14 protein-coding genes are annotated in these 12,349 nt (G+C 66.2%); 5 read left to right on the forward strand and 9 right to left on the reverse strand.

Going from position 1 to position 12,349, the window contains the following annotated elements; translation table 11 throughout:
- From JO059_RS13270 to JO059_RS13285, 4 genes are all read right to left on the reverse strand, one after another.
- Positions 1-939, reverse strand: a 939-nt coding sequence (locus tag JO059_RS13270) for an amidohydrolase family protein (protein WP_293319369.1), incomplete at its 3' end; no start/stop codon positions are given.
- Between the two features lie 10 nt (positions 940-949).
- Positions 950-2,146: an amidohydrolase family protein gene (locus JO059_RS13275; protein ID WP_293319371.1), complete on the reverse strand. Its 1,197-nt coding sequence runs from the start codon at positions 2,144-2,146 to the stop codon at positions 950-952.
- Between the two features lie 55 nt (positions 2,147-2,201).
- Positions 2,202-3,020, reverse strand: coding sequence for a DUF1206 domain-containing protein (locus JO059_RS13280; protein WP_293319373.1), 819 nt, complete (start codon positions 3,018-3,020; stop codon positions 2,202-2,204).
- A gap of 20 nt (positions 3,021-3,040) precedes the next feature.
- Complete coding sequence (locus tag JO059_RS13285; protein ID WP_293319375.1) at positions 3,041-3,232, reverse strand: CsbD family protein; 192 nt, start codon at positions 3,230-3,232, stop codon at positions 3,041-3,043.
- A gap of 483 nt (positions 3,233-3,715) precedes the next feature.
- Here JO059_RS13285 and JO059_RS13290 point away from each other — a divergent pair, with 483 nt between their 5' ends.
- From JO059_RS13290 to JO059_RS13300, 3 genes are all read left to right on the forward strand, one after another.
- A complete protein-coding gene (locus JO059_RS13290) occupies positions 3,716-5,989 on the forward strand; it encodes an MMPL family transporter (protein ID WP_293319377.1) in 2,274 nt (757 codons plus the stop codon).
- 141 nt (positions 5,990-6,130) lie between these two features.
- Positions 6,131-7,540 carry an adenylate/guanylate cyclase domain-containing protein gene (locus JO059_RS13295; RefSeq protein WP_293319379.1) on the forward strand — a complete coding sequence of 470 codons (1,410 nt, stop codon included), beginning with the start codon at positions 6,131-6,133 and terminating at the stop codon, positions 7,538-7,540.
- Between the two features lie 141 nt (positions 7,541-7,681).
- A complete protein-coding gene (locus JO059_RS13300; RefSeq protein WP_293319381.1) occupies positions 7,682-7,924 on the forward strand; it encodes a DUF1918 domain-containing protein in 243 nt (80 codons plus the stop codon).
- 139 nt (positions 7,925-8,063) lie between these two features.
- On the opposite strand, the gene JO059_RS13305 is transcribed toward JO059_RS13300, so the two are convergent.
- Positions 8,064-8,963, reverse strand: coding sequence for an SPFH domain-containing protein (locus tag JO059_RS13305; RefSeq protein ID WP_293319393.1), 900 nt, complete (start codon positions 8,961-8,963; stop codon positions 8,064-8,066).
- Positions 8,964-9,354: 391 nt separating this feature from the next.
- On the opposite strand from JO059_RS13305, the gene JO059_RS13310 reads away from it, so the two are divergent.
- Positions 9,355-9,765, forward strand: a complete 411-nt coding sequence (locus JO059_RS13310) for a hypothetical protein (RefSeq protein ID WP_293319383.1) — start codon at positions 9,355-9,357, stop codon at positions 9,763-9,765.
- 8 nt (positions 9,766-9,773) lie between these two features.
- Here the strand turns inward: JO059_RS13310 and JO059_RS13315 are convergent, their stop codons facing one another.
- Together JO059_RS13315 and JO059_RS13320 are read right to left on the reverse strand one after the other, a co-directional pair.
- Entirely contained in the window at positions 9,774-9,986 is a 213-nt protein-coding gene (locus tag JO059_RS13315) for an aldehyde dehydrogenase family protein (RefSeq protein ID WP_293319384.1), read from the reverse strand.
- Entirely contained in the window at positions 9,935-10,429 is a 495-nt protein-coding gene (locus JO059_RS13320; protein WP_293319385.1) for an aldehyde dehydrogenase family protein, read from the reverse strand. Before JO059_RS13320 ends, JO059_RS13315 begins: the two co-directional genes overlap by 52 nt.
- A 37-nt stretch (positions 10,430-10,466) precedes the next feature.
- Here JO059_RS13320 and JO059_RS13325 point away from each other — a divergent pair, with 37 nt between their 5' ends.
- Entirely contained in the window at positions 10,467-11,546 is a 1,080-nt protein-coding gene (locus JO059_RS13325) for a Zn-dependent alcohol dehydrogenase (RefSeq protein ID WP_293319387.1), read from the forward strand.
- Positions 11,547-11,549: 3 nt separating this feature from the next.
- On the opposite strand, the gene JO059_RS13330 is transcribed toward JO059_RS13325, so the two are convergent.
- Positions 11,550-11,744 carry a ferredoxin gene (locus JO059_RS13330; protein ID WP_293319389.1) on the reverse strand — a complete coding sequence of 65 codons (195 nt, stop codon included), beginning with the start codon at positions 11,742-11,744 and terminating at the stop codon, positions 11,550-11,552.
- Positions 11,741-12,349, reverse strand: a 609-nt coding sequence (locus JO059_RS13335; protein WP_293319391.1) for a cytochrome P450, incomplete at its 5' end; no start/stop codon positions are given. The genes JO059_RS13330 and JO059_RS13335, both read right to left, overlap by 4 nt.

Here is a 12,349-nt window from a genome sequence, read left to right on the forward strand (position 1 = left end):
CAGGAACGACAGTCGGATCTTCATGGCTTGCGGCAACGTGAGCGCCACCACCCGCCCGCCGCGTTCGGCGGAGAACTCGTGGGCGCGTAACTGCCGACGGTGCCCGTCGGGGTTGGCGGCCGAGACGCCGAGCAGGTTCCAGTTGAGCGGCCGGTCGGCGACTTTCGACATGTCGGTGAGCAGCGCGAGATCGTCGTCGGTGAAGCCCGACAGGCACCCCGCGATAATCGCCTCGAGCGTGGTGCCGGGATGGTCGCGGAGGCCGGCCGCCAGTGCCACCAGTTCGTCGCGCGTCGCGCTGCGGGACGGCACCGGCTGGCCGGAACCATCATTGTGCGTGGGCGACTGCGACGTCGACAGCCCCAGCGCGCCAGCGCCCAGCGCGTCATGCAGCACCGCGACCATCTTTTCGATGTGCTGTGCGTCGGCCTCGCCGCCCACGGCGTCGCTGCCCATCGCGGCCAGCCGCAGCGCCGAGTGGCCGACCAGGAAACCGGCGTTGACGGCGACGCGACCCTCGAGGCGGTTCAGCCAGTCACCGAAAGACGCCCAGCCCCAATCAAGTCCAGCCCGCAGCGCGTCCAGCGGCATCCCTTCCACCCGGGCGAGCATGCGGGTCAGGTAGTCCTGCTGCTCGGATGCCGCGGGTGCGAGCGTGAAACCGCAGTTACCGCCGAAGACCGTGGTGACGCCGTGCTGTACCGACGGGCTGGCAGTCGGGTCCCAGAATAGCTGGGCGTCGTAGTGGGTGTGCAGGTCGACGAACCCGGGCGCCAGCGTCTGTCCTTGCGCCTCAACGATTTTCGCCGCGAGATCATCGACCTGACCTGTTGGATCGGCCGACACAATTCGCCCGTTGCTGACACCGACGTCGCCGCGGCGGGTGGGTGCGCCGGTGCCGTCGACGATCTCGGCGTCGCGGATGAGCAGGTCGAGCATGTGAGGCCTCCTACGCCTGCGCCGCGGCTAGCCACCCGTCGTCCGGCAACGGGTGGCGGAACAGTTCGGCCGCATTGCGGTGGGTGATCCGGGCGGCGTCCTCGACCGACACCCCGGCGACGTTTCGCGCCACCACCTGCTGGGTGTCGGGCCACGTCGAATCGGCGTGCGGGTAGTCGCTCTCAACGAGAATTCGGTCGGCGCCGATGGCGTCCAGCGCACTGAACGCGTGCGGGTCGTCGATCGAGCAGAACCAGAAGTTGCGCCGCAGCACCTCGCTGGGCAGCAGGTCGCCCTTCCAGGCGCCGCCTTCATGTCCCGAAGCGGAGTGCGCCAGAACGTAGTCGGCGCGGTCGCCGAGCATCGCGGCCCAGCCGAGTCCCCCCTCGGCCAGCGTGAAGTTCAGCCGCGGAAACCGCACTGGGATGCCCGACCACAACATGTCCGCGCAGGCGACTAGGCCGTTCACGGGAAAGAGCGTGGTGATGGTTTCGAACGGGGTGTCCGGCGCGGGTATGGGCGCCCACTGCGCGGAACCGGTGTGCAGGCACACCACGGTGTCGGTTTCCTCGCAGGCGGCGAAGAACGGATCCCACACGCCGCTGTGCAGGCTGGGAATCCCGCACTGGGCGGGCAGCTCCGGAAAGCTGACCGCCTTGAAACCGCGCGCGGCGTTACGGCGGATCTCCTCGGGCGCGAGTTGCGGGTCGGCCAGCCATGGCAGCTGCAGTGGGATAATGCGATCCGGGTAGCTGCCGGCCCACACCTCCAGATGCCAGTCGTTCCAGGCCCGCAGCGTCGCCAAACCCAGTTCCGGGTCGTCACTCTTCCAGAACACGGTGCCGGCGAATCCGGCGATCAGCGAAGGAAAGTTCAGCGACGCCCAAATGCCTGCCAGCTCCATGTCGGCGATTCGGGCGTCGACATCCCAACAGCCACGCCGCATTTCGTCGAAGCGGGCGGCGTCCATGCTCCATTCTTCACGCGGTCGCCCGATTACGGCGTTGAGCCCGATGTTGGGGTACTCCCGGCCCTCGTAGCGCCACACCTGACGCCCGTCTTGGGTCTCGACCACTTTGGGCGCCCGGTCGGCCAGCGCCGCGGGAAGCCGTCCGACGAATATGTCGGGCGGTTCGATGACGTGGTCGTCGACCGAGATCACGACATGCTGCCGCCGACGCGGGTCGGGGTCTGGCAGCAGCGCCATAGCCTTCGACTATCGTCGGTTTTTCGGGCGTGTCAACGTCCTGGGGCTACCGCGCTCACATCCGCGAGTAGCGGCTCAGGGCGAAGCTGTACAGGCCGTAAGCGGCGAACCCGCTTGCGGCCAACACGATCAACGCTGTGCCGAACGGCGCCTGCTGAAGCACCTTCACCGCACCGTCGAGACCCGTGGCCTTCGACGGATCCGTGCGAACCGAGGCAATGACAACCAACACCCCGGCCCCGGCCAGGACGATGCCTTCGGCGACATAGCCGCAGACGCCCAGCGCAGTCAGCGCCCGCCCCGGCGACACGGTCAGGTCGTTCAAGAATTTGCGCGACGCCCCCTTGAAGGCGTAGTAGCCGCCGATCGCGACGATAACGATGCCGGCGACAATGAGGATTGCTTTACCCTGCGTGGAGTGCATCAACCGGGCGCTGAGCCCCGCGTTCTGTGCGGCGCTCGATTTGCGCCTCCCGAGCGCGAACTGAGCTGCGGTGACCGCGACCCCCGCGTACACCAACGCGAGACCGAATGCCTTGAGCCGGTTGACCGCTCGGAAATCTCGCGGATCGCGCCGGTGCTCCGCCGGGTGCAGTCCATCGACGGTTTCGGCAAGCCGCCACAGTGTCAAAGGGACCAGTGCGCCCGCGACAGCCCACAGCGAGGCGAAACCGCCCGTGGTGTCGGCGATGGTCGTCAACGCACCGCTCTGATCCGCGTTACTGCTGTGCCCCAGTGCCACTCGAACGACGAGGTAGGAGATCAGCAGATGAATAACCCCGCTGATGACATACCCGGTGCGCGCCGCGATGCGTGCGGATCGCTCGGAGGTGGCCCGCCGAACGACGTGCGTGGGACTGATCGCCGCGGGCATCTCGCGCGGGTCTTGATCGACTAGATCTGCCGGTGCCGGCGCGGCCGGAATGCGTCCTTGACCTTTTCGCCGGCATCTCTCAAATGAGCCGCCCGCTGGTCGGCCCGACCCTCGGCCTCGAGCGCAGGGTCGTTGACTGCGCGGCCGGTAGCCTCCTTGATCTTGCCCGTGACCTGTCGCACCTTGTTGCGAGCTTTGTCCGCGCCGCTCATTGTGTGTCCTTTTATGGGTTCGCCTAATAGGTCAAGGGGCGGTTACCCTTTTTCCTGCCGCGCCACGCGCTTCTGGTCAGGGTCTACCGTTTGGCTTCGACGGGATATTGGCCGAGATGTCGGCCCCGGTGTTGGCGAGTCCGCGACGACGCGGCGATATGACGGACATCGGCGTCGTGCGGTCCGGAGTCCGGTCCCGCGGCCTACTTCACGCTCTGCCCAGGACTGCCAAATCGCCGGTAGCGGCCACTCAAGCCGCGCGCACAAAGCGTAAACCGGATACCGAAAGCTTTTGATGCCCGCGGCAATTGGCGTCCCGGTTTTTCGCCTTGGCTGCTGGGATTTGCGCCGAAAGTCGGCGGCGGGCCTGCCCCGGTGTCCAATGTGCGCATTAGGACCCGATCGGGCTGTGCAGCTTGCGTCCGCATCGGCCTCAGATACTGTGAGCTGATCCCGCTCATCGAGCGAGCCGGAAGGACCGTCGTGCTGCAGGTGATCGCCCGACTCGCCATTGCTGCGCCGAAGCGCATCATCGCAGCCGCCGTGCTGGTCATGATTGCAACCGCAATCTTCGGCATACCCGTCACCAAGAGCCTGTCCGCGGGTGGCATGCAAGACCCTGGATCCGAGTCGTCACAAGCAGCGGCGCTGTTATCGGAGAAATTCCACCAGGGCGACATGGACATGCTGATTACTGTCACCTCCGACGGCGGCGTGCAGAGCCCCGCGGCTCGGGCGGTCGGAATGGAGATCGTGCAACGACTGCAGGGCTCTCCGGACGTCGGCCAGGTGGCGTCCCCCTGGACTTCTCCGCCGTTGGCAACACCCTCCCTGATCAGTAAGGACGGGAAGACCGGGCTCATCGTGGCGGGCATCTCGGGGGGAGATACCGACGCGCAGAAGCACGCCAAGCAGCTCGCCGGCGAACTCGTGCACGACCGCGACGGCGTCACAGTGCGGGCCGGTGGTGTCGCGATGGTCTATGCGCAGGTCAATGCGCAGACCGAAAAAGACCTGCTGCACATGGAGTCGATCGCCATCCCGCTGAGCTTTGTGGTGCTGGTCTGGGTCTTCGGCGGCCTGGTGGCCGCGGCCCTGCCGATGGCTGTCGGGGGCTTCGCGATCCTTGGCTCGATGGCCGTGCTGCACACCATCTCGCTGTTCACCCACGTGTCGATATTCGCGCTCAATCTGACGGTGGCGATGGGCCTGGCGCTGGCCATCGACTACACGTTGCTGATTCTGAGCCGGTTCCGCGACGAACTGGCCGAGGGCGCCGACCGGAACGAGGCCCTGGTCCGCACGATGGTCACCGCGGGCCGCACCGTGCTGTTTTCGGCGATGACCGTCGCGCTGTCGATGGTCACCATGGTGCTGTTCCCGCAGTACTTTTTGAAGTCGTTCGCATACGCCGGCGTGGCCGTGGTCGCGTTCGCCGCGGCGGCGGCGGTGGTCGTGACCCCGGCGGCGATCGTGTTGGTCGGAGCGCGCCTGGACTCCCTGGGCCTGCGTCGCCTGCTGCGCCGAACAATGGGCCGGCCGCAGCCGCAGCCGCAGCCGGTGGAGCAGACATTCTGGTATCGCTCAACGAAATTCGTCATGCGGCGGGCCGTGCCGATCGGTATCGCGATCGTCGCGCTGCTGCTGTTCCTCGGCGCTCCGTTCCTCGGCGTGAAATGGGGCTTCCCCGACGATCGCGTCCTGCCCAAGTCGGCATCCGCTCGCCAGGTGGGCGATCAACTTCGCACCGACTTCGCTGTGGACTCGGCGACCAACGTCACCGTGGTGCTCCGTGAGGCGGGCGCGGTCGGTCCCGATGATCTGAGCCGGTATGCCGCCGCGTTGTCACAGGTTCCGGATGTCTCGTCGGTGTCCGCACCCACGGGCACGTTCATCCGTGGCACGATCGCGGGGCCGCCGTCGGCGCCGACCGGAATCAAAGACGGCAGCGCGTTTTTCACCGTCGGCAGCACGGCTGCGCTGTTCTCCGACGCGTCGGCCGCTCAGCTCGACCGGCTGCACGCAGTCCCGCCGCCGTCCGGCAGCCGAGTGCAATTCGCCGGCGTCGCCCAGATCAGCCGCGACAGCGTGCACGCCATCACCGTGCGGCTGCCCCTCGTGCTCGGCATCATCGCCGTCATCACACTGGCCCTGCTTTTCATGCTGACCGGCAGCGTCGTGCTCCCGGTCAAAGCCGTGCTGCTCAACATCCTCTCCCTGAGCGCGGCGTTCGGTGCGCTGGTGTGGGTCTTTCAAGACGGACATCTCGGCGGCCTCGGGTCAACGGCGACCGGCACGCTGGAGGTCAACCTCCCGGTGCTGTTGTTCTGTATCGCATTCGGGCTCTCGATGGACTACGAGGTGTTCCTGGTGTCACGCATCCGGGAGTACTGGCTGGACTCGGGCCGCACGGGTCCCGACAACGACGAGAGTGTCGCCCTGGGCCTCGCTCGCACCGGCCGGGTTGTCACCGCGGCGGCGCTGCTGATGTCGATTTCGTTCGCCGCCCTGATGGCCGCGCAGGTCTCTTTCATGCGGATGTTCGGGCTCGGACTGACGGTGGCCGTCCTGGTGGACGCGACGCTGGTGCGGGTGATGCTGGTGCCGGCGTTCATGCATGTGCTCAGCCGGGCCAACTGGTGGGCACCGAAAGCCCTTGTCCGCCTGCATGATCGGTTCGGTCTCAGCGAGGCCGCAGACCTCGGCCACCGCGAGGCGCAGAGTGACGCCGAAGCCGGGCGCGTCGATTCAGCGTGATCCGCAATTTCCAGGACGCGAGAAACACCACCATGAACCGTCCGCCGAAATAGACGACTAAGCGAGAGCGTTCAATTTAATCGTGGCGAGACGGCTTCGGGATATTGCCAGGCAGGTTGCGATGCGATTTAGGTTGGAGCCATGAGCGACGTCCGGTCCCAGTTATCGGCTCTGAAGCAGAAGGCCGATGGCGCCGTCGCGGATGCCATCGCACGGCTGATCGAGGCCGGCGAAGATCATGAGCTCAACCGGATCAACGCTCTGGACTTTTCCAGGCGCACCGGTCTCGACGAAGAGAAAGTGATTTCCGGCTTCCTGCACGCTTCGCAACTTGGCCTGTTCGATCTCGCCTGGAACGTGCTTTGTCCCGGTTGCAGCGGCGTGCTGGACGTGCACGACACGCTGAAATCGCTGCGTAATGATGATTACCACTGTGGATTATGCGCCTGCGGCTATGAGCCTTCCGTCGACGAGCAGGTCGAGGTCGCTTTTACCGTGTGTCCAAAGGTCAGGCGGATCGCCGCCCACGATCCCAACACGCTGCCGTTATGGGAGTACTACAAGCAGGTGTTCTGGAGTTCGGGCATTGAGCTCGACCAGGATTCCTTTGCCTCGCTGACCGAGGAAGTGACACTGGATGCGCTGGAGCTGCCCGCCGGCGAAAAGGCGGTGCTGTCGATGGACCTTGCGCCGCAATTCATCATCGTTTTCGAGCCGGTGACGCATTCCGCGCATTTCATTGACGTCGAGGGCGAGCCGACCGACGAACCTCAGCAACTCGGGCGCATCTTCAACAAAGCGCATCCGCCGACCGCATCGAGCACGTTGCGCCCGGGTCCGTTGCGGCTCACGCTCGACAACGAGTCGAGCCAGCGGACGCTGCCCACCGTGTTTGTCGGGGCCGAGGCGCTCCACCGGCTGCTGGGCAAGCGCAGGCCGTTCCTCACCGCCAAGCGGATGCTGTCGAACCAGACGTTCCGCGACGTGTTCAAAGCGGACAACCTCAACCTCAATCAGCGTCTGAAGATCACCTCGTTGACGTTTCTCTTCACCGACCTCAAGGGGTCCACCGCGCTTTATGAACGGGTTGGCGACCTCGCCGCATTCGACTTGGTGCGCGCGCACTTTCACGCGCTCCTGGAAATCATCGCGGCCGAAAAGGGCGCGGTGGTCAAGACGATCGGGGACGCTGTGATGGCAACCTTTGTCCAGCCCGACCACGCGCTCGCCGCGGGCCTCCGGATGCGGGCCGCTATGGACAAGCTCAATGCCGAACGTGGCAGGACGGACCTGATCGTAAAGATCGGAATCCATGAGGGGCCGTGTCTCGCGGTGATGCTCAACGAGCGGCAGGACTATTTCGGCCAGACCGTCAACATCGCGGCTCGGGTGCAGAGCCTGTCGACCTCGCAGGAGATTCACATCACCGGTCCCGTGATCGAGGCGCCCGGCGCCGCCGCCATTCTCGAGAGGGAGGCGATCCGGCCGATCAAGAAGGAGGCCGCGCTGCGCGGCATCGCCGACAAGATCGTGGTCTACGAGATTCCTTAACTCCCAAACGCGCGCCCAAGGCAGGCCCTAGGTGGTCGGCTGCGCCGGAAAGCTGCAGTAGCTAATGACGCTTCCGTTATGCGACGAACGCGCGCAGGATTAAGGGGCCGGGGCCTCACCAGGACGAGAACGGAGCGGGTGATGAAAGCGCATGTCGGCGACTACCTCGTGGTTAAGGGCGCCACCACCGAACAGCATGATCAACATGCTGAGATCCTCGAGGTGCGCTCTCAAGACGGCTCTCCGCCATACGTCGTGCGTTGGCTGGTGAGCGGGCACGAAGCGACGGTGTACCCCGGGTGTGACGCGGTCGTCGTCACCGCCGCCGAGCACCTAGAAGCCTCACGACGCGCGGCTGCGCGGGCCAGCCACGCTGCGACATAGCTACCCAGCGGTTCCGTGAGATCTGTTGGGTGAGAGATTAATTCGACCGGGGCGTACGTAGCCAAAAGAGTCACGCGGCCTCGTCCCCTGGATGATCAGCGCGAAACTACTCGTTTCGAACGCGACCCGTTCAGCCGTACTACCGACCCGCTATGCGTGTGTCGACTTCCAGACCGCTGGCGTCATCGGGGATCTGTGGCGGGTCCAACTTCGGCATCTCTCTGTTCGAAGCCGCGGCCGAAGCAGGCGACATGGCGGCTTGGGGGCTCAGGGTCCCCAATGCTTCCGGTGTTGCTCGTTCCAAGAACCGGAGCAGTTCGACGGGGAAGGGAAGCACCAGGGTGGAGTTCTTTTCCGCGGCGACCTCGACCACGGTTTCCAAGAGCCGCAACTGAAGCGCAGCCGGGTGCGCGGTCATCGTCTCGGCCGCTTGGGCCAGTTTTTCGGATGCCTGCAGTTCGCCGTCGGCGGTGATCACCCGCGCCCGCCGCTCACGCTCCGCCTCGGCTTGGCGCGCGATCGACCGTTTCATCGAATCGGGCAGTACTACGTCCTTAATTTCCACGCGATCTATGTGCACACCCCAGCCCAAAGCGGGGCTGTCGATCATCAACTCCAGGCCCTGATTGAGACCCTCGCGGTTGCAGAGTAGGTCGTCGAGCTCGCTTTTGCCGATGATCGAACGCAACGATGTCTGCGCGACCTGGCCAATAGCGGACATATAGTCCTGGACGTCGACGGCCACACGTACTGGGTCCGCAACATTGAAATAGATCACCGCATCGACACGCACGGTCACGTTATCGCGGGTGATGCCGTCCTGCGCGGGCACCGGCATGGTGATGATCTGCATGTTCACCTTCTGGAGGCGGTCAGCGATTGGCATCAGCAGCGTGAGCCCCGGCCCACGGACATCGGGTTGCACACGCCCGAAACGAAAGACGACGCCTCGTTCGAATTGCTTGACGATCCGAACGCTTGTGCCCAGCAAGAGCACACCAAAGCCCAACGCTGCGGCCAGTGAGTAAAAGATGATCATTATGTCCTCCACTTCCGCCTCGGCAAGAACTGCCTCTACTTCTCGGCGAGTGCGGCGACTTAGAGCCCGTGAAATGTCGACACTCCTCAAGTATGGGCCGATCCCTCAAGACGTGCGCGGATCTTCGACCGGGGCTACGGCCTTGCCGCCGTTATGCGCTCGAAATAGGCGCTGTGCTTTCTGGACTTCGATTGGGTATCGAGGCAGAGGATTCCGCCCTCGGCAATAGTTTGGGATCGGTAGGTGCTGGCCGGGGCTAGCGTCCGTCAGATGAACAACCCGCAGCCGTCGTGTGTTCGCTGGCTCCCGACAGGCGACGGACACGGCTGTCAAAGGAATCGCTGCGAGCGCATTCACGGAACCCGACCAGCAGGCTGTCAATCTCAGCAGAATGGAAACCCCTGCCATGTTCACTAACATCACCAGCCACGCCGGCGCCCTGGTTACCGCGATCGGGGTGCTTACCGGCGGCGCAATTCTGCCCGCTTTCACCGTGGCTACCGCCTCGCCGGCGACGTGGCAGGAAGCGACGCACAGCAGCGCCTCGCTGATTGGGGCGGTTCCCGCGGGTCAGATCAACGACCCGGACCCGCCGCCGCTCCCGCAACCACCGCCGCCGACGGCGACGCAGATGCAGCCACCACCGCGGCCGATCGCGATACCGCCCTCGCGAAAAATGTCTCCGCCTCCAGCGCAACAGCCGCCCCCTCCTGTTGTTGTTCCTCAGCCGGAGGACCCTGGCGGCGACTGCACCTGCTGGACGAGGGTGTGGATACCGCTTCCGCCCATGCCGCCGGGCTGAAACGGGCCCTAGCCCGGAACCGGGTGCCGCACGAACGCCCGCGGCTGCGTGAACGCCCGAATGCCCTCGAAGCCGAGTTCGCGGCCAATGCCGGACTGGCCGCAGCCGCCGAACGGCAGGCGCGGGTCCTGGGCGGCAAGGCCATGGCAGTTGACGCTGACGGTGCCCGCTACCAGCTGACCGGTGATCCGGTCGGCGAGCGCGTCATCCCCGGTCCACACGGACGCGCCAACGGCCAGTTGAAGGGGGGCACGAGGGCGGCCACACCGTAGGGCTCCCGGTGCAGCCGCGGATACATCGCGCCGGGATCTACCTGCTCGGGCGCCAGCGCCGCCTCGGCCATCGATCCGATCAAGGCGGCCAGGCCCGGTCCGGCGCTGATTTCGAAGTTGGCCTCGCTCAACACCTTTCCGTGCTCGCGGGTGTACAGCCGCGCGCCGTGGCTTGCGGCCAGCTGTCCGGCCGCCGTGGTTGCCGCGCCCGCGATGGCGGCAACCCTCTCGGCGACGCCGAGCGCTCGCCACCCGGGCGCCGCTCGCCGCGCCGCCGACACCGCGGCGTCGAGTTGGGCGCGGTCGGCGGCGGGGGCGTGGCCGACGGTCTCATCACTCGTCTCCTCACCCGCGGTCAGGGCACCCTTGACCCGATGCGGTCGTGCGGCCATCGTAAGTCGCTATGACCAGGATCACAGGAGTGGTTCCATGAAGGCGGTGGTGCTCCGCGAGGTCGGGACGACATCGGTGGAAGAGGTGGAGCTGCGGCCGCTCGGCAAGCACGAGGTGCGGGTCCAACTGCGCGCCAGCGGTGTTTGCCACAGCGATCTGTCGCTGCGGGACGGATCCATCCCGACATTGCTGCCGTCCACGCTCGGCCACGAGGGCGCGGGGGTCGTCACCGAGGTGGGCGCCGACGTCACCAACGTCAAGCCCGGCGACCATGTCGTGTTGACCTGGCTCGTGTCGTGCCGGTCCTGCCCCCACTGCCTGCGCGGCGAGCCACAGCTGTGCCTGCACGCATACGACCACGCCTACGGCGGGCCCTACGCCGAGAGCGCCGGCGGACCCGTATGGCCCGCAATGGGCGTCGGTTCGCTGGCCGAAGAGACGCTACTGCCGGCCGCGGCGGTGGTGCCGGTCGACGCGTCCCTACCGCTCGATCTCGCCGCGCTGCTGGGGTGCGGTGTGACCACCGGCGTCAGCGCCGTGCTGCGCACCGCGGCCGTCCGGCCGGGGGAGAGCGTGCTCGTAATTGGCTGTGGCGGTGTGGGTTTGGCCGCGATCCAGGGTGCCCGGCTGGCCGGCGCCGCGCCCATCATCGCCGCCGACCGGATGGCCGCCCAACTCCCCGCCGCCCTCGCCAATGGCGCAACCCACACCGTCGACGTGAGCCGGGTCGACCTCGGCACCGCGGTACGCGACCTCACCCGCGGCGCCGGGGTCGACCACGGCATCGAGGTGGTGGGCAAGCCAGCCACGATCCGGGCGGCCTACGAAGCGACGCGGCGCGGCGGCAAGGTCACCTTGGTGGGCGCCGCGGGGATCTCGGAAGAGGTGTCGTTTCCGGCTCTCTCGTTGATGGCCGACGGCAAGACGGTCCAGGGGAGTGTCTACGGCGCCAGTGACCCGGCACGCGATATCCCGGTGCTCGCCGAGCTTGCGCAGCGTGGCCGACTCGACCTCGAAGGGTTGGTGACGCGACGGATCGGCATCGACGACGTCGAGGCGGCGTTCACCGACATGACCGCCGGGCGGGGTGCGCGCAGCGTCGTCTGCTTCAGCTAAACCTCAGCGGGACAGTGTGATTGCCTGCTCCGGGCAGTTCTGCTCGGCGGTGACGGCCTGCGCCTCGAGTTCTCCCGAGACCTCGTCGGCGAGCACGATGCAGTGGCCCACCTCGTCGGCGTCGAAAACATCGGGCGCCAGGGTGTAGCAGCGCCCGTGGCCCGTGCAGAGGTCAGCGTCAAGGCAGACGCGGGTCATGACGCCGGGAAGATCAGTGGCAACGATTCCACCGACCGCAACGCGGCTGTATACGTCAGCTGCGTGCCGGGCTTGATCTCGTAATCCGGTATGCGGCGGTGGAATTCACGCAGCGCGACCCGCAGCTCCATGCGGGCCAGGTGGGAACCGAGGCAGCGGTGCGGGCCCCCGCCGAATGCGCGGTGCCGATTCGGGTTCCGGCGAAAATCCACGACTTCCGGATCCGGAAATTCAGCGGGATCGGTGTTCGCTGCGCCTAGCAACGGGCTGACCCGCTCCCCCTTGCTGATCGGGCAACCGCCGACCTCGACGTCTTGCATTGCGACGCGCGCGACGCCGGGCACCGGTGTCTCCCAACGCAGCAATTCCTCGATCGCACCCGGCAAGACCTCGGGCTCCTCGACCAACTGATGACGGTGATCGGGATGGCGCGCCAGGTACACGAAGAAGCAGTCCAGCGAGTCCGTCACCGTGTCCAGTCCGGCGATGAGGAACAGGAAGCAAACGTCGAGCAGCTCCTCGCGGGATAGCGGCTGGCCGTTGATGGTTGCCGCGATCATCGCGGACAACACGTCGTCGCGGGGCCTGGCGATGTGGTCGTCGAT

This window comes from Mycobacterium sp., from assembly GCF_019247615.1.
Taxonomy (GTDB): Bacteria; Actinomycetota; Actinomycetes; order Mycobacteriales; family Mycobacteriaceae; genus Mycobacterium.